The 16,988-nt window shown below is 61.8% G+C and carries 17 protein-coding genes; 8 read left to right on the forward strand and 9 right to left on the reverse strand.

The window, feature by feature from the left end; genetic code table 11:
- Nucleotides 1-9 precede the first annotated feature (9 nt).
- Nucleotides 10-672 carry a peroxiredoxin-like family protein gene (locus MOP44_RS15545; protein ID WP_260790974.1) on the forward strand — a complete coding sequence of 221 codons (663 nt, stop codon included), beginning with the start codon at nucleotides 10-12 and terminating at the stop codon, nucleotides 670-672.
- A 100-nt stretch (nucleotides 673-772) separates the two neighbouring features.
- On the opposite strand, the gene MOP44_RS15550 is transcribed toward MOP44_RS15545, so the two are convergent.
- The 4 genes from MOP44_RS15550 to trxB all read right to left on the reverse strand — a co-directional run bounded on the left by MOP44_RS15550 (nucleotide 773) and on the right by trxB (nucleotide 3,559).
- Nucleotides 773-1,066, reverse strand: coding sequence for a DUF167 domain-containing protein (locus MOP44_RS15550; protein ID WP_260790976.1), 294 nt, complete (start codon nucleotides 1,064-1,066; stop codon nucleotides 773-775).
- Nucleotides 1,063-1,845: a YggS family pyridoxal phosphate-dependent enzyme gene (locus MOP44_RS15555; protein WP_260790978.1), complete on the reverse strand. Its 783-nt coding sequence runs from the start codon at nucleotides 1,843-1,845 to the stop codon at nucleotides 1,063-1,065. The genes MOP44_RS15550 and MOP44_RS15555 overlap by 4 nt, the downstream gene beginning before the upstream one ends.
- A gap of 171 nt (nucleotides 1,846-2,016) precedes the next feature.
- Nucleotides 2,017-2,520: a DUF4188 domain-containing protein gene (locus MOP44_RS15560; protein ID WP_260790980.1), complete on the reverse strand. Its 504-nt coding sequence runs from the start codon at nucleotides 2,518-2,520 to the stop codon at nucleotides 2,017-2,019.
- Between the two features lie 91 nt (nucleotides 2,521-2,611).
- The gene (gene trxB / locus MOP44_RS15565; RefSeq protein WP_260790982.1) at nucleotides 2,612-3,559 is read right to left on the reverse strand and encodes a thioredoxin-disulfide reductase; all 948 of its coding nucleotides are present in this window, start codon (nucleotides 3,557-3,559) and stop codon (nucleotides 2,612-2,614) included.
- A 133-nt stretch (nucleotides 3,560-3,692) separates the two neighbouring features.
- Between trxB and MOP44_RS15570 the strand changes: the two genes are divergently transcribed.
- Nucleotides 3,693-3,893: an allantoinase gene (locus MOP44_RS15570; RefSeq protein ID WP_260790984.1), complete on the forward strand. Its 201-nt coding sequence runs from the start codon at nucleotides 3,693-3,695 to the stop codon at nucleotides 3,891-3,893.
- Between the two features lie 3 nt (nucleotides 3,894-3,896).
- On the opposite strand, the gene MOP44_RS15575 is transcribed toward MOP44_RS15570, so the two are convergent.
- Together MOP44_RS15575 and MOP44_RS15580 are read right to left on the reverse strand one after the other, a co-directional pair.
- Nucleotides 3,897-4,388: an META domain-containing protein gene (locus MOP44_RS15575; RefSeq protein WP_260790986.1), complete on the reverse strand. Its 492-nt coding sequence runs from the start codon at nucleotides 4,386-4,388 to the stop codon at nucleotides 3,897-3,899.
- Nucleotides 4,389-4,465: 77 nt separating this feature from the next.
- Nucleotides 4,466-5,941 carry an ATP-binding protein gene (locus MOP44_RS15580; RefSeq protein WP_260790988.1) on the reverse strand — a complete coding sequence of 492 codons (1,476 nt, stop codon included), beginning with the start codon at nucleotides 5,939-5,941 and terminating at the stop codon, nucleotides 4,466-4,468.
- 285 nt (nucleotides 5,942-6,226) lie between these two features.
- Between MOP44_RS15580 and MOP44_RS15585 the strand changes: the two genes are divergently transcribed.
- Both MOP44_RS15585 and MOP44_RS15590 read left to right on the forward strand, forming a co-directional pair.
- Nucleotides 6,227-9,121: an IPT/TIG domain-containing protein gene (locus tag MOP44_RS15585; RefSeq protein ID WP_260790990.1), complete on the forward strand. Its 2,895-nt coding sequence runs from the start codon at nucleotides 6,227-6,229 to the stop codon at nucleotides 9,119-9,121.
- Nucleotides 9,122-9,169: 48 nt separating this feature from the next.
- Nucleotides 9,170-10,240, forward strand: coding sequence for a hypothetical protein (locus MOP44_RS15590; RefSeq protein WP_260790992.1), 1,071 nt, complete (start codon nucleotides 9,170-9,172; stop codon nucleotides 10,238-10,240).
- Nucleotides 10,241-10,266: 26 nt separating this feature from the next.
- Here the strand turns inward: MOP44_RS15590 and nadA are convergent, their stop codons facing one another.
- Together nadA and MOP44_RS15600 are read right to left on the reverse strand one after the other, a co-directional pair.
- A complete protein-coding gene (gene nadA, locus MOP44_RS15595) occupies nucleotides 10,267-11,391 on the reverse strand; it encodes a quinolinate synthase NadA (RefSeq protein WP_260790994.1) in 1,125 nt (374 codons plus the stop codon).
- A gap of 325 nt (nucleotides 11,392-11,716) precedes the next feature.
- Nucleotides 11,717-11,911: a hypothetical protein gene (locus MOP44_RS15600; RefSeq protein WP_260790996.1), complete on the reverse strand. Its 195-nt coding sequence runs from the start codon at nucleotides 11,909-11,911 to the stop codon at nucleotides 11,717-11,719.
- A gap of 155 nt (nucleotides 11,912-12,066) precedes the next feature.
- On the opposite strand from MOP44_RS15600, the gene MOP44_RS15605 reads away from it, so the two are divergent.
- The 4 genes from MOP44_RS15605 (at nucleotide 12,067) to MOP44_RS15620 (ending at nucleotide 14,999) form a co-directional block, all read left to right on the forward strand.
- A complete protein-coding gene (locus tag MOP44_RS15605) occupies nucleotides 12,067-12,561 on the forward strand; it encodes a DinB family protein (protein WP_260790998.1) in 495 nt (164 codons plus the stop codon).
- A gap of 89 nt (nucleotides 12,562-12,650) precedes the next feature.
- Entirely contained in the window at nucleotides 12,651-13,295 is a 645-nt protein-coding gene (locus MOP44_RS15610) for a Sec-independent protein translocase subunit TatA/TatB (protein ID WP_260791000.1), read from the forward strand.
- The gene (gene tatC, locus MOP44_RS15615) at nucleotides 13,288-14,088 is read left to right on the forward strand and encodes a twin-arginine translocase subunit TatC (protein WP_260791002.1); all 801 of its coding nucleotides are present in this window, start codon (nucleotides 13,288-13,290) and stop codon (nucleotides 14,086-14,088) included. The genes MOP44_RS15610 and tatC overlap by 8 nt, the downstream gene beginning before the upstream one ends.
- Before the next feature lie 17 nt (nucleotides 14,089-14,105).
- The gene (locus MOP44_RS15620) at nucleotides 14,106-14,999 is read left to right on the forward strand and encodes a M28 family peptidase (protein ID WP_260791004.1); all 894 of its coding nucleotides are present in this window, start codon (nucleotides 14,106-14,108) and stop codon (nucleotides 14,997-14,999) included.
- A 342-nt stretch (nucleotides 15,000-15,341) separates the two neighbouring features.
- On the opposite strand, the gene MOP44_RS15625 is transcribed toward MOP44_RS15620, so the two are convergent.
- Entirely contained in the window at nucleotides 15,342-16,757 is a 1,416-nt protein-coding gene (locus MOP44_RS15625; RefSeq protein ID WP_260796662.1) for a TonB family protein, read from the reverse strand.
- Nucleotides 16,758-16,988 lie beyond the last annotated feature (231 nt).

Consider the following 16,988-nt stretch of genomic DNA (forward strand, 5'->3'; position numbering starts at 1 on the left):
CAAGAGCAGATGACGATCGCGAGCCTGCAGGACCAACTCGACGAGATCACCGCGAACACGCGCGGCCTTGTTCAGCCGGAACGCCTGGCGATCAGCGAGCGCGCCGTGGAGGAACTGCTGCTGACCGGAATCGAAGAGCGAATTCTACCGGTGGGCGCGACTGCGCCGGAGTTCAAGCTGAAGGATTCGAACGGCCGGTGGGTGCGCTCGGCGGACCTGCTGGAGAGCGGGCCGCTGGTCATCAAGTTCTTCCGCGGCCGCTGGTGTCCCTATTGCGTAACGGAACTCGAAACGTGGCGCGACCTTTATGGACAAGTGCGCGAACGCGGCGCTCTGCTGGTGGCAGTCGGGCCGCAACTTGAACGGCAGAGCGACTTCATGGTGGGCCAGCACGGCTTGCCATTTCCTATCCTGACCGACGCCGGCAACAAGGTCGCTGAGCAGTTCGGCCTCGTCTACACGCTGCCCGAGTACATGCGCGACTACTATCGCTCCATCCTCGTTAACATCCCGTTTGTGAACGGCGATCAGAGCTGGCGCCTGCCGTTGCCGGGAACATATGTCATCGGCAAGGATCGCAAAGTGATGTATGCCGAAGCGCATGCCGATTTCCGCGTTCGCCCTGAGCCGGACGAAGTGCTGACGGCAGCAGTTGCCGCGCTCGGCCGTTAGAGACTCGAGCTGCTCGCTCCACCACAGAGTTGTCATCCCGAGCGCAGTCGAGGGATCTGCGGTTGTCTTTAGCGAACTCGCTGGAAGTCACGACCTCTGCTCACAAACCCAGAACAGCCCGCACACCCTCTATCGAAACGCCCCTCAGCAGAAACACCTTGCTCCGGTTAGTCTCGCCCGCGATCAGCACGACATCCCTGCGCGCAATCGAGAACAACTCAGCGAGAAACGCAGTCAGCGCTTCGTTGGCACGGCCTTCAACGGGCGGCGCGTGCACGGCAATCTTGAGCTGGGCGGCTGCGCCTTCGCCGTAAATGCCGGAGAGAGCGGTCTTCTTCGCGCCGGGCTGGGCCCGCACAGCCAGGGTTACGCATTCCGCGGTCTCGCGGATCACTCGACGAAATCCTCGGGGAAGGCGGCACGCTGCGCCTCCATCGGTGGGCGCTTGCCAAACAGCGCGGTGCCAATGCGGATGCGCGTCGCGCCTTCTTCGATAGCGATCGCGAAGTCACCGCTCATGCCCATCGAGAGCACATCGAGATTCAGGCGCTGATGCGCGGCAGCCCAGCGGTCGCGCCACTCCCGCAGAGAGCGGAAGCAGGCGCGGGTTTGGCTTTCGGGTACGCCCCACGGAGCGATGGTCATCAAGCCACGGCAGTGCAGCGAGTCAAGGCCCGGGAGGGTTTCCAGCAGAGCGGCAGCTTCAGAGGATTCAGGATCGATGCCTGCCTTGGTTTCCTCCTCGCTCAGCTTCACTTCGATGAGGACGGGTAGCCGCTTGTGGAGCTTAGCCGCAGCTTCATTGAGTCGTTCTGCGAGGCGGAGGGAGTCGAGGGAGTCAATGGCGTCGAAGAGCTCAGCGGCTTTGGCGGCCTTGTTCGACTGCAGGTGGCCAATTAGGTGCACAAGAATGGGCGTGTCGGATGCGGCAGTAGCGCCATTGACACGCAAGGGAGCGAGCTCAGCCGATTTGCCCGCGAACTCCTGCACCCGATTCTCGCCGAAACTACGCAGGCCGAGACGAGCTGCTTCGAGGATGGTCGAGGCTGGATAGGTTTTGGAGACGGCCATCAGCTCCACTTCGCTGCGCTTGCGACCGGCGCGGCGGCAGGCGTCATGAATGGCAGATTCGATGCGCTCGAGGTTTTCGCGAAGTTGAGCTTGTTCGATCAAGAGTTCATTCTAGCTGTTGCATGGTGGTGGGATAGGTCAGGGCTTCGCCCTTTCGTCCCGGAGGCACGACATGAAAATAGCCCAGGAGAAGCGCGCAGCGCGCACTCCTGGGTAACCGGTTGCCTCAAATTTCCCGCGTGCCGTAGGTACGCGAAGATCCAGCGGCGCCCGTTACTTTTCAACCAGATTGGAATCCGTACGTTCCGAACTCTGCATCCGCCCGTAGGCGCTGTCCAAGCGCCCGGTGACGGGCGTGTGTGCAACTCCGGCGGCGAGGCCGAAGCGCGGCATGTTCACGTAGACGGCTTCGTGGTTTCCGGGCTGGACGACGAAAGTTTCGTGCCAAATGCCTACCGCTCCGTTGTTCCCAATCGCGCGATTGAAAGCAGCCCACGCGGGGAGGTGCAAGCCTTCCTTCATCTTGGCGTAGGAGTGCAGGTGCTCGAAGCTGCGCCAGTATTGAATGTTGACGACGCCGCGCCAGTAGAGCGCGGTTTCTACATGCAGGAGGCCAAGCTCGGGACGCTTTTTCAGCTCGGCAATCATCGGCGGCATGGCTTTGGCCACCTGCATCCACTTGCCGAATTGGAAGAAGCGGTTCACGCGCATGCCGATGAGGAAGACCACGAACGGCTCATCGGTGCGGGCGGTATAGCGGCCGGGGAAGATCGGCATTCGAACCTCCGGATTCAGCTCTGAGCCTATAGCCACCAGCCGATAGCGAACTCACGGCAGCTGCAAGCTACTGGCTCCCAATTACAAGCTGTTAGCGGCCGTGCTCTTCCAGGTACTTCTCCACTTCCAGCGCAGCCATGCAGCCGGTACCCGCTGCAGTGATGGCTTGGCGGTAGCGGCGGTCCTGCACGTCGCCGCAGGCGTAGACGCCGGGGACCACGACTCCCTTGTGTGTGGTGAATACGTTGTTCAGCGTGAGGACGTAGCCTTCGGGGTCGAGATCAATCTGGCCGTGGAAAGCCTTGGCATTCGGCTCGTGACCGATGCCCAGGAACATGCCGCTGACCGGCAGAACCGAGCGGGTGCCGGTGACTACGTCTTTGAGCGCTAGGCCTTTGACTTGGTTGTCGTCCACGCCGAGGACTTCTTCGACGATGACGTTGGTGCGGAGCTCGATATTCGGGTGGGCCATGGCGCGCTCGAGCATGATCTTGCTGGCGCGGAAGGTCTCGCGACGGTGCAGCAGGTAGACCTTGCTGGCGAAACGGGTGAGGAAGAGAGCCTCCTCCATGGCGGAGTCGCCGCCGCCAATGACCGCGATCTCAAGTCCGCGGAAGAAGAACCCGTCACACGTGGCGCAGCTTGAAACGCCGTGGCCGATGAGGGCCTGCTCGCTCTGGAGCCCGAGCCACCGCGCGCTGGCGCCTGAAGCAATGATCAGTGAGCGCGTGTGGATCTCGCCGATCGATGTCTTCAGCTTGAACGGGTGCGCGTGCACATCGACGGAGTTGAGGTGGGCCACCTGGAACTCGGCGCCGAAGCGCTGGGCCTGCTTCTTCATGTTGTCGATGAGCTCGGGCCCCTGGATTCCCTCCGGCCAGCCCGGGAAGTTTTCGACCAGGGTGGTGATGGAGAGCTGTCCGCCGGGCTCGTGGCCTTCAAGGACGAGCGGCTTGAGGTTGGCGCGGGCGGCGTAGATGGCCGCAGTGAGGCCGGCGCAGCCGGAGCCGATGATGACGGTGTCGCGAGTTTCGATCATTCCGAATTTCCAGTTCGAGGTTCAGGTTCGATTGTAGCCGGGCGGAACGGGAGTATCCCGGACGTCGCGACAGATTAGAAAACCCTCATCCGTGAGGATTCCCTCATCTGCCCCCGCTATTAAGATGAAGCACATGGCGAATCTGACTCTTGTGTACGGATTGCGGCTGCTTCCCGAAGGCGAAGTGAAGCAGGTTCACGACGCCACCCTCGAGCTGGTGAACGGGAACGAGGCGCATGTGACGATGCATGTGCTGGAGGGCTCGCGCGAGCAGATCGAGGCGCAGCTCAAGCAGAGCCTCGACGCGTTCTTCGACTTCTACCCCGAGATCTGAAGCTTAGTGTGCCTGCTCAAACTCGTAGGTGCCGCCGTCGGCCATCACTGCCAAAAACAGGTGGCCATCAGCGAAATGGTAGGAACGCACGTTGCCCCAGTCCTTTGTCAGACGACTGGTGAGGTCGGCTGCCGGGCACATCGCGCGCGTAAGGGCTAGGGGACCGAACTCAAGTTGTCCTGGTTGCGGTGCCTTCCAGGTTCCGCGCCCGCGATTGCAGTCGATCCGCACGGTGACGCTGCCATCCGCGGCGAAGGAGACCTGGTATTTGGATCGGTCGAGGGCCGTGAGCACTTTTCCGTTGCCGCCCACGAATTTAACGAGCTGCCAGCTTGTGCCGGCGGGCCCGGGCTGGGTAGCTTCCACCGGGATAGCCCGTGCGCTGACATCCATCTTTTTGGCCGCAGCGGGAGCTTCCTGGGTAAATGCTGTGGTGAGAGCAAAGGCAACGAAAAACGCGAGGAGACCCAGGATGCGCAAAGGCATCAGTGTCATGGTTCCTCCGTGAAATGCCGCCATGGTAAGCCGCAATCGGAGGGGAAACTACCGTAAGAATTACCAGCGCCAGCGGTCTAATGGACTTGGGCTGCTGTGCTCCTTTGTCGGGGCGTGTCGGTCGGGCGTTTGACCCGCAGATTGTCGAGCGCGTAATCGATGTAGCGTGATTCCATGCGCGGCGGCTGCTCCATGAAGCGGCAGGTGGCCACGATCTGGTCCACGATGAACTTAGGCTGGTAGGCCGCCAGCTCAAGGCCTTTGTCGATGGTGATGCGATCCACAATATAGCGGAATGTCTCCTCGGTGAGCTCCAGGCCGTGCTGCGCGCACTCGTTCTGGAAGATACGGTAGTAGCGCCCAACTTCGGGGCCTCCGACTTCAATCTTGTAAGGAAGGCGGCGCAGGAAGGCGGGGTCCATCAGGTCTTCGGGGTCGAGGTTGGTCGAGAAGATAACCAGCTCCTCGAACGGCATCTTGAAGCTCTTGCCGGAGTTGAGCTTGAGGAAGTCGAAGCGGCTTTCAAGCGGGACGATCCAGCGGTTGAGAAGGTTGGTCGGGCTGACGAGCTGGCGACCGAAGTCGTCGACCAGCAGGCAGCCGCCCAGCGCCTTCATGTGCAGCGGCGCTTCGTAGTAGAGGCCCACATGGTCCCAGCGCAGATCGAGCATCTCAAGAGTGAGTTCGCCGCCCACAATGATGAAAGGGCGCTTGCACGGAACCCAGCGCAGGTCGGGCTCGCTCATCCGGATGAAGCTTTCGCTTTCCTGGCCGATCCCCGCGGGCGCCACCTGGAGGTGAACGCTGGGATCGAAGAGGCGGATGATCTGGCCCTCGATCGCGATGGCGTACGGAATGTGGATGACGTCCTGGAAGACTGAGGCGAAGCGCAGCGAGACGGTGGTTTTACCGTTCCCGGGAGGCCCATACATGAGAATGGCGCGGCCCGAGTTGAGGGCTGGGCCGGCCTGCTCAATGACATCGGGAGCCATTTCGAGCGAGCCCAGGGCTTCCTTGATGCGGGCCATGGTGACGACTTCGTTCGTGGGCTTTTGTGCGTTCACCTGGTCGGTGTAGGCCTCGATTGTGACCGGGGCGGCGCCTGAGTAACGGGAACGCTCGAGAGCTGCCAGGGCGGTCTTGCGGCCGGTATCCGTGAACATGTAGGCCATGTCGAGCAAGTTGTCGCTCGCGCGGCGGCCGAGGGTCTGGAGGTAGATGCGATCGACGGCGGTCTGCACCAGGTCAGCCACGATGTGGTACGGGAGCTTGATGGAGTCGATGAACTGGCGAACGGTCTCGAGGCGGCCGACAAAGATGTTCTTGAGCAGCAGGTCTACGAGTTCGCTTTCGTCGATCCCTGTGGCGGCGATGCTCTGCGGCTCGACGGGGATGCGGTTGATGAAGCTGGAAAGGGTGCGCTGATCGATGGCGCCGATGGCGACGAGGTTCTCGCCGAGGCGTCCGCCATTCTCCCGCCCGAATTCGAGCGCGCGCTCAACGTCTTCTGTAGTGACCCGCCGGGCGCGAACCAGCAGATCTCCCAATCGCATTACGGTTCCCATGTCTTCTCTCGGGTGGTGCGTAAACTTGACCCCGGTGGCTGCGGCACACTGCCGCGCAGAAGGCGCGTGCGTTCACACGGGGAGAGTGGTTTACATTCTAGCGAAAGAACTGTGCTGCGAACCTGCATGACCAGGGTACTTGAATGGTACGAAAGGGTTATTGCTTCAGCGAGAAGACAGGAGGATGGGGTGGCGGAACATTAGAAGTTTCCAACCTTCCGACTCTTAGCAGGGTCTCAGAAATGCACCGATGCGGCCGAGGAGAACATCTCCATGGCCTCAACTCATCGCCGCCTGTCCCTCGCAGCCCTGCTGACCCTGAGCCTGCCCCTGCCGCTCGCTGCCGGTGGGCCCCGCCTGGTGGCCGGATCGACTTACTTCGATCTTTCGGTGATGGGAAAGCCCATCCGCTGGCCCACCGGCCAGGTCAACTACTACGTGGATCAAGGGCCGCTGAGCGCGACGGTCACGCATGCCCAGGCCGTGACCATGGTGGATGCCGCGGCAGCGTTGTGGAGCGGGGTGCCGACGGCGGCGGTATCACTGATAAACATGGGGCCGCTGCGGGAGGATGTGAGCGGATTAGACACCGTTGCGGGCAATGGTGACCTGGTTGCGCCCAACGATGTCGCGGCGACAGCTACAGACAAACCCATCGCGGTCGTTTTCGATGCCGACGGGTCCGTGATCGACGCGGTGCTCGGCTCGCAGGCCAGCGATCCGATGAGCTGCAACACCACAGGCGTGGTGGTGTGGACTGACGGCATCAACACGGATGCCACGCTGGCCCACGCGGCAATCGTGCTGAACGGGCGCTGTACCAATACCGCCAGCCGCCTGAAGATGATGACGTTCCTGCTGGAGCGAGCCTTCGGGCTGGTGCTGGGGCTCGGACATTCGCAGGTCTATCCGGATGCACTGCGCCAGTCGCGCCCCGAGCAGGCGCAGGCCTGGCCAGTGATGCAGCCGCTATCAGGTGTGTGCGGGCAAGGCGGCGGGCAGTGCATCCCCAACCTCCACACGCTGCAATACGACGACGTTGCCGAGTTGAACCGGCTGTATCCCGTGACGGCGGAGAACCATGCGGCATTCCCGGGCAAGATGTTGACCGCGGCCAATACGGTCTCGATCACCGGAAACATCACCTTCCGCGCGGGAACCGGAATGCAGGGAGTGAACGTAGTCGCCGTGCCGCTGGACCCGGACAGAAATCCGCTCTATCAATACACGGTAACCGCTGTTTCGGGCACATTGTTCAGCGGCAATCATGGCAACCCGGTGACCGGCTGGACCGATACGAACGGCACGCCCCTGTCGCAGTATGGTTCGGCGGATCCGGCGGTGCAGGGGACGTTCGACCTGAGTTACATGCCACTGCCGCCGGGGATGACGTCGGCCAGCTATCAGATCACGTTTGAACCCATCGATCCGCTGTACATAATGGAGATGACGGTTGGGCCGTACTACTGGGGATCGCCCGACCCTTCAGGCACGCTGAGCCCAATGACTGTGGCGGCCCTAGCGGCCGGTGCGTCGACGAGCCTGACGATCAACGTGGGTGACTCAGCCAGCGGCGGCTACAGCGATGCGATCTCGACCGAGCAGGCGCCGCGGCTTCTGCCCACCAGCGGATTCTGGTCAGGGCGCCTGAGCCAGGTGGGCCAGGGGGACTGGTTTAACTTCCCGGTGCGCGGCAATCGGATGCTGACCATCGTGACGCAGGCGGTGGATGAACGTGGGCTACCGACCGACGCGAAGGCTATGCCCTCGATCGGCGTGTGGGACGGCTTCTTCCCGGTGGGAGCGGCCTCCGTAGGTTACGGGCCAGCCTTCAACGGATTTGCGGCGGGCGAGACGTGGCTGCGCGTGGCCACCGAGGGCGATGACGTGTTGAGGGTGGGCATCGCTGATCTGCGCGGCGACGGACGGCCCGATTACGCCTACAACGGCTGGGTGCTCTATGCCGATTCGGTGGAACCGTCGCATCTGCCCGCATCGGGCGGGCCCATTGTAATTCGCGGGCTGGGCTTCCGCGCCAATGATACGGTGCTGGTGGGTGGAAGGGCGGCCCAGGTCACGAGCGTGTCGCCGAACGAGATCACTGCCATCGCTCCTTCGGCAGAAAAGGGAAGAACTGGTTCTGTCGATGTGGAGATCGACGACTTGCCGCTTTTCTATGCGGCGTCGATCATTGGGGGCGGCATCAGCTACGACGCGGGCAGTGGCGACTCTCTGGCGCTGGTGACTGCGCCATCGAACACTATCCCGATTGGCGTTCCGACAGCGTTTACCGTGACCGCGCTCGCGGGAGACCTTCAGCCTGCCCACGCCGTCACGGTCACCTATCGTGTGCAGAGTGGAACCGCGAAGCTGGCCTGCGGAAGCTCTTCGTGCTCAGTGACCACGGGCGGCGACGGCAGCGCCAGCATGAACGTCACGGCTATGGATGGAACGAAATCGGTGGTGGTGGCGAGCCTCACCGACGGCGCAAACGTGAAGGCGAATTTCACAGGCGGGACGCCGCCAACGCTGGCGGCCATGACGCCTTCGCTGTCGATCGCCGAGGGTGCCTCGGCGACGTGGACGACCGAAGCGCTGGTGTTAAAGAGCGGTGTGCCGCTGTCGGGTCAGACGGTAACGTGGCAGACAGGATCGGGGATCAGCGTTGGATCAAGCAAGCAGGCTACCTCCAATGCGGCCGGCATCGCCGCAAAGTCCTTGAGCGTGGGTCCGCTGAGCCCGGGAGGCTCCGCCACGGCAACCGCCTGCGTCAACGGCACGGCCCAATGTGTGACATTTACCGCGACGGGTGCACAGCCCGGATCGGCCACGGTGGAGGCGGTCGGCGGCACACGGCAGAGTCTTTCCGCGGGCGGCACTCCGGACCAGATTATGTTGCGGGTACGCGATACCACCGGGAATCCAATGGCGGGCGCGACGGTGACGCTGGCGCAGGCTGTCTATGCCTGGGCTCCGCCGTGCCCTCCGCATGGGCGCTGCGCGCAGGCCGAATTGCTGGCGAATCAGACTGCCTCTGCGACCAGCGCGATTGACGGCACGGTGACGTTTGCGCCAGCATCGCTGGCGGGTGCTGCCGTCAACGTTTCTGGCATTGCTGCTACAGGCGATGCGAGCACAGTGGGCGTTGTGATCGAGATCCATCCGTGAGCTTCCGGAGCCTTGCTAGAATGGTTCGCCATCCTGGGAGTCATGCTCATGGTCCGGAAATCATTCGCATTCTTATGTCTGCTGATAGCTGCTGTAACCGCATCCGCGCAGGTGCTCGAAACCAAAATCTGCGACGTTCTCGCCCACCCGTCGGCGTTCGATGGCAAGGTTGTTCGCCTGACCGGAACCGTCATTGCGGGCTTTGACGAGTTCGCGGTGAAGAACAACTCGTGCAACCAGGCCATCAACTCTATCTGGATCACCTATCCCGCGGGAACGAAGGCTAAGGCCGGACCCGCGGCAATGCTCACTCTGCAACTGGCGAAGAACAGCCCGGGTGATCAGGCAGCGCCGAAACGCACGCCCGTGACGCTTGACGCCAACAAGGACTTCAAGCAGTTCGATTCGCTACTCTCGGCGCAGGCAAAGTTTATGGGCAGGTGCCTTGGATGCGTACGGTCCACCGTAACGGCCACGCTGACGGGCCGCATCGACGCCGTCGATCAACCAGCACTCGAAAGAACCGGCAAAATGTTCACCGCGGTCCGCGGCTTCGGAAACCTGAATCGCTATCCGGCTCGAATCGTCCTTCAGTCTGTATCGAACGTCATACCAGGCGACATCGACTATTCAAAACCGGCGACCCTCGGCGACGGACAAGTCGAACTCGGCCTGACAGCCGATCTGCCGGCGCGTGCGGCCACTGCATTCGGCGCGGAAGGCGAGCAGAACGGCGTGGGCGTTGATTTCGATGTTACAAATACGCTGCGCAAAGACGATGGAGGGAAGGGAAGCGTAGACTCGCCCGACGGGCTGCTGCTCGCGGTTTACCTGGATGGAGACCGCCTGAAAGAGCTTGCGCTATCCGAGGCCATGGCCCACATGGGCACGCACATTGCAGATTTGCGCGAGAAGCCGAATGGGCGCAGTCTGTCTAAATTGGAGGCGCACGCCTGGTCGGCGACCATTCTGGCGGCGGTGAACCAGGGCGAGAAGCTCCTTACGCTGCCCGGTGGCTACGTTCTATGGAACCAGTCGTGGTCTGAAGCCGAACGGCAAAAGGCTCTGCCCGGCGCCCTCAGCGGATTCCTGACGGACTGGGCGGGATTCGGCCGCTAGACCGAACCCTGCCCTTGCCGCATTCGCTATCCTTTGATCTCGAGCATCCGGTCGAGCGCCACTCTTGCCCAGTGCTTGACGTTGCGGCGGACCTTGATCTGATTCACCACGCGGCCTTCCACCAGGTTTTCGAGAGCCCATGCCAGATGCTGCGGACTGATCCGGTACATCGTGGTGCAGAGGCAGCCGGTGTCGTCGAGCGTAATGATCTTCTTGCCCTTGTCCGCAAACCGCTTGGCAAGGCGATTGACCAGGTGGATCTCGGTCCCGATCGCGAACATGCTGCCTTCGGGCGCGTCCTCGACGATCTTGATGAGGCGCTCGGTAGAGCCGAGGGCGTCGGCTTTCTGGCAGACCTCCCAGCGGCACTCTGGGTGCACAATAACCTGGATGCCGGGGTACTTGGCGCGGACCTGATCGACGTGGCTGGGCAGAAAGCGCTGGTGGACGGAGCAGTGCCCCTTCCACAGGATGACGCGGCTAGACTCAAACGCTGCCTTCGTCTGGCCTCCCTGAAGCGCCCAGGGGTCCCACACGGTCATTTCGTTGAGGGGAATGCCCATGGCATACCCCGTGTTCCGGCCGAGGTGCTGGTCCGGCAAAAACAGGATCCGCTTGCCCCGGGCAAAAGCCCACTCAAATGCGGCCCGCGCGTTGGATGAGGTGCAGACCAGCCCCCCACGCTCACCGCAGAAGGCCTTGATGGCTGCGGTGGAGTTCATGTAGGTGAGCGGAATCATGTCCTCTGTCAGGCCCATCGCTTCAAGCGCTTCCCAGCATGCTTCCACCTGCGAGATCTCAGCCATGTCCGCCATGGAGCAGCCGGCGTTCAGGTCCGGCAGAATGACTTCCTGCCCCGCCTGTCCGAGCACATCGGCGCTCTCCGCCATGAAGTGCACGCCGCAGAAGAGGATGTACTTAGCGCTGGTTTCAGCCGCGGCCTTGGATAGCTTGTAGCTGTCGCCGGTGAAATCGGCGAAGCGGATCACTTCGTCGCGCTGGTAGTGGTGGCCGAGGATCACAGTGGAAGCGCCGAGCTTCTGCCGGGCTGCGGCAATGCGCGCATCCATGGTGTGGTCCGGGAGCGTGAGGTAATTTTCGAGACTGCAAACGGACTCAGCCGCCTGGGCCTCTTCGAGTACAAGAGTCAAGATGTTCCGCCTTCAGTCCATTCCAGTTTTCGCCGGTCAGGACGGGGTTGTTGAAAGCTAGGACGCTGCAGTGGAAGCGCTTCTTCCCCTCCCACGGGGTTGTTGCAGCATTCAAATAGTTGACGCATCTCCCAGGGTGATCGATTCATCAATCGTGCATGCGGGCGTTGCGGCTATTTGATGTTATTGTAACCCTCTCGTAATACAGATCACAAATGCGGAGTATAGAGAACGGAAGCATGAACAAGGGACAGAGAGACAACGAAGACTGCCGGGCAGACCTCTGTCCCGGGTTCGCGATCTAGGGATCGATTCCGTCGCCGGCTCAGGAACCGACTGTGGGATCGTAGGGGTCTTCGATGAGGAAGGGGCAGGTGGTCGTGATGGTCTGGACCACATTGTTGCCCGAAGCGTCAGAGAAGCTCCATTTGAATTTCAGGATTCCGTGTTCGATGGACAGTAGACGAGCGTCGGCGTACGTGGACTTCTTACCGTTGGAAAACACCGTAATATGAGCCATTTACCTGACCTTTATTCAAGTGCCCCAAATGGAAGCAGGGGCGATGGTTCAATTCTCCGCCGCAGTGCTTCCGTGCTGCCGTATCGGGAGTCACAAAAGGCTGGGAACATGGTCAGAAGGGCGAACGATAAAGGGACCGAGGAGGGTTATCAGCATTGAGCGAGCTTGAGCAGATTCTCTTGGGGGATGCATATGCGGCTTCTCCTTCACACATTCTGGAAGGGTTAAGCGAGGAGCTGGTTCACCGCAAGCCGGGGCTGGCGCCGCACTCGATTTATGAGGAGCTGTGGCACGTCGCGTTCTGGCAACAGATCACGCTGGACTGGATCAACTGCCGGGAAACGCCGTTTCCGGCGAGCCCCTCGGATGGTTTCCCAACTGTGCAGGACATGGAGCTCGAGAGCTGGTCGGCGCTCTATCGGCGGTTCTTTCAAGGGGCCAGCGAGGCTGTGGAGGCCACTCGCAGCGAGCAGCGGCTGAACCAGATCGTGCGCTGTCCCTCACGGCCGGGGATGCCGGTACGCGAGATGTCAGTGCGCGACCAGTTGGAGAACATGGGTGCGCACAACGCGTACCACCTGGGCCGGATCGTGCTGCTGCGGCAGCTGCTGGGCGTGTGGCCGCCGAAGTCGGGTGGATTCTCCTGGTGAAGCTCTTGCCAGTCTCTTCGTGATGGGCGGCACTCCTGTTGAAGCCAGCGTTTGTGAGTGCTGCTTGCGGACAGGTATCATGATGCTTCATGGTTGCACCTCCACCAGTTCAACTCTCGACCATCGGCATGTGGGATTCCATGTTCCTCATGCTGCTGGCCCTCGTCGTGTTCGGGCCGCGGCGTCTCCCGCAGATCGGCCGCCAGATCGGCAAGCTGATGTATGAGTTCCGCAAGGCTTCCAATGATTTCAAATTCCAGATGGAAGAAGAGTTGCGGGTTTCTGAGGAAGCAGACCGCCGCAAGAAAGAAGAAGAAGAGCGGGCGCGGCAACTGGCGCTGAGCCCCCCGGCTCAGACACAGACCATCGATGCGCAGGCGGACATCGGGGCAATGGAACAGGCATCGGTTTCCGCGCAGCCACCTGCGGTGGGGCTGACTTCAGAAAATCCCGTCGAGTCAGCAGCGTCATCCGATAGCTCTGCGGCAGAGACGGAAAACAGAATCTACCCCCGCATTAATCCGCCTTCGACCGGAGAAACTGTGGCAGCCTCGCGCTATGGCGCGAACGGGCAGGTGGCGGAGCCCGCCGCGACGCAAGAAACGGCGACCGACGCCGGCGTGACCGCCGAGGCGAACATCGGGGCCGAGCCTGCTCCTTCGGCCGGCGAGTCGCCTGCGACCGGACCCTCTTCAGACCCCAATCGAACGGAGACCGTAAGCCAGCATGGTTGATGCGGCGGACGCAATTGGTAAAGCGCGGGCGGCAGTGAGCGAGCGTGCCGAACTCCCAGGCATGAGCCTGATGGAGCACCTGGATGAACTGCGGAAGCGGATCATCCAGTCTGCTGCCTTTCTCGTTGTTGGCATGATCCTGGCGTGGATCTTCCGCGAGTGGCTGCTGAAGATCCTGCAACTGCCGCTGTTGAAGATCGGCAAGTCGCTGGTGTTCACGCATCCCATGGACGCGCTGAACCTGAACCTGCAGGTGGCGCTGCTGGCGGGTGCGATTTTTGCCAGCCCACTCATCCTGTATCAGGTGTGGCTTTTCATCGCCCCGGGACTCTACCAGAACGAGCGCCGCTTCGTGATCCCGTTCATGGTGGCCACGGTGGGGCTGTTCCTGGGCGGCGCGAGCTTTGGCTACTTCTTCGTGCTGCCCGGTGCCATGAAGATCCTGGTGCTGGGCTTTGGGCACGACTTCACGTCGATGATCACCATCGAGGACTACAGCAGCTTCTTCCTCTCGGTGATTCTGGGGCTGGGGGTAAGCTTCGAGCTGCCCATCTTGATCTTCTTCCTGGCGATGTTCGGGATTGTGAGCCCGCGGTTTCTGTGGAAGAACATTCGTTACGCCATCCTGGCCGTCTTTATTGTGGCGGCCATTATCTGCCCAAGCCCGGACCCGTGGACGATGTGCATTTACGCGATCCCGATGTTGAGCCTTTATGTGCTGGGAATTGGCGTGGCGTGGTGGGTGCACCCCGAGCGGCGCAAGAAGAAGGAAAAGGCCGCGCAGGCCGGCTAATTAATAACGGGAGCCCGATGCGACTCGCAAAATTCATTGCAGGGTTGATCTTGTTTGCGCCGATGGCGGCGCGCGCCCAGCACTTCGATGGCGCGAAGGCGTATGAGTACACGCGCGAGTTTGCCGGCATCGGGCCGCGCTGGGTGACGAGCCAGGGGCACACCAAGGCCGAGAATTATCTGCGCGCGCACTTTCAGCACGATCAGCTCGAACAAGATACGTTCATGGCCGACACCCCGATCGGCCCGGTGAACCTGCGCAACTTCATCGTGCGCTTCCCGGGCAAAAAGCCTGGCGTGATCGTGCTCGGCACCCATTACGAGACGAACTATCCGCTGCGCAATATCAACTTCGTCGGCGCGAACGATGGCGCGGCGACTACCGGGCTGCTGATGGCCATTGGGGACAAGCTGCGGGCGCAGACCGCGGGCGGAAAGCAGCTCGACGGCTACTCGGTGTGGCTGGTGTTCTTCGACGGCGAAGAGGCCTTCCAGACGTGGTCGCAGTCGGACTCAACTTACGGCAGCCGGCATCTGGCGGCCAAGTGGGGACGCGACGGGACGCTGGGCAAGGTCAAGGCGTTCATCCTCACGGACATGATCGGCGACAAGGACTTGGACATTCAGCGCGAATCCAATTCAACCGGGTGGCTCGTGGACCTGGTCCGTCAATCGGCGCACAAGTATGGCTACGACCGCTACTTCTTCCAGACCGAGGAGCCGGTGGAAGACGATCATCTGCCGTTTGTGAAGCGCGGCGTGCCCTCGGTCGACATCATCGATCTCGACTACGGGCCGAACAACAGCTATCACCACACCGCACAAGACACGCTGGACAAGGTGAGCGCAAAAAGCCTCACGATCGACGGAGATGTAATTCTCGAGACGATCCGGCTGATCAATCAGCGATAGAGGTGGCCATCTGCCCTGATCTGGAGCTGAACTACTGGGCTTTGTGTCCGGGCATGACTTTAGTCGTGCCGATAACGCCTAATCAAATCCTGCGGCTTTGCAGGCTGCGGGAAAAATTCATGTGGGCGGGCTTTGTAACAAGGGCACGGCTTCAGCCGGGCCGATAAGGCCGATAGAATATGTTGGGCTTCAGCCCCTGCTATGCCGGAATAACCGGCAGCCTCTTTAGCCCCTGTCCGAATCCAGGACACTTGTTCAGCTCTAGTACCTCACCGCGGCCGCAGCGTGGGTGAGGACACAGGTGCGACAGCCGGTCTGGAGACGGGCGCTACAAGGCGATGCTTACGGCGTGATCTCGGTGGGCGTGACTTCTGTGCCGTTCGGCCGGAATACCCAGTGTAGATCCCAAGTGCTCGACGCCGCTTGCCCGTGAATCTTCGCCGGGTGGAAGCGCCATTTGCGGGCCGACTCGAGGGCCAGATTGGCGAAGTAGCGGCTGCGGCCGTCCGACACGATCGAGGCGTTCATTACATTGCCGGAGTGGTCGACGGCGAGCTTGATTCTGACTTCAACTTTGCCGCGAATACCGCGTGCAGCGCGCTCGGGGATTTCCGGCGTGACACGCTGGGCCACTTCGCCCTTTACGGTGGGCCCCGAAGGCTGCGGCAGCGCTTTGGGTTCCCTGGCGGCAGGGTCCGCGGTGGCGGAGTCGTCGGGCGGCGGCGCCAGGGTCGGTTTGCTGCGATGCGAGTAGGCTAGGATCCCGACGATCAGCAGGAACAGGAGCGCCGCGCCTCCGAAGAGATACGCCAGCGGAAAAGGCCGGCGGGGCTCATCGTCCTCAAGCGCGCGCAGGGACTTGCGGAGTGGCGGGCGGCCGGGCGCTGGCATCGCCTCGTGAGTTTCGTAGGCGAGCGGAAGCTGCTGAGGCTTCTGCGCGGCCGTGGCCGCGGAGGCGGCGGCTGCAGCGAAAGCTGGGGCGGGAGCGGCTGCTGCTCCGGTGAGCAGTGAGCGAATCTCGGCCAGCGTGCAGCGCTGCGCGGGATCGAATTGGAGGCAGCGGCGGGCGATCTCGGCGAATGGCTGTGGAACCGCGGCGGGCACCAGCGGATCGCGGCCTGAATCGCGGACCCATGAGGGGCGATGCTGGGTTAGTGCTTCGACGATGGTGACACCGAGGGACCAGAGGTCTGCTGCGGGTGTGAGCGGCCCCAGTTCGGTTTCAGGGGCATCGTAGAGGCCCGCCCCGCGTTCGGTTGCAATAGAGAGGCCGGCGGGCTGGATTGTGTAAGGCGAGAGCTTGAGCTGTTCGCCGACAACGAGGATGTTCGCGGGCTCAAGGCTGCCGTGGACGAGTCCTTCGCCGTGCAGGAAGGCGAGCGCATCGAGGACAGGCGCAAGCATCTCGCCTGTTTCGGCAGCGGTGAGCGGGCGTTCCGGCAGGATCTGGCCGAGCGCTTCTTCGGGCATTTCCGTGACGATGTAGATGATTTCGGAACCGTCGATCTGGGCGCGGCCACACTCGAAGATGCGGAGCAAATGGGGATGGTTCAGGGCGGTTGCGAGTTGCCAGTTGCGAAGTCGCTCCTCGGCGGCTTCATCCTGGACTTCGGAGACAAGGATGGCGGCCCGCTGCGCGCCGGGAAGCTCCGTGCGGAACACATCGTCCGCGCCGATGCTGCCCAACCACTCATGCAGGGGAAGTCTATCGTCGATCTGCTGCCCTACACCTCTACTCTTAAGCACCGCTGTATCCATGACCACAGGCCGATTGTAAGGGATTGCAGAACGCCAAGAGCTGGCGGCGAAACCAGTTAGTAAAGGCATTCGCACCGATCGGGCAAGGCGATGAGACGCTTCTCTGGTCCATCTTTCCGAGCCCACCCGGAAGAAACATCTTCGCTCTTTTCACCTTGACTGTCATACCTAAACGACACGTGACAGCCATCACGGACTCTGTCTCCTCAAACCGCTACTATCCTTTCAGGG

Origin of the sequence: Occallatibacter riparius (assembly GCF_025264625.1) — a bacterium.
GTDB classification, from domain to species: domain Bacteria; phylum Acidobacteriota; class Terriglobia; order Terriglobales; family Acidobacteriaceae; genus Telmatobacter; species Telmatobacter riparius.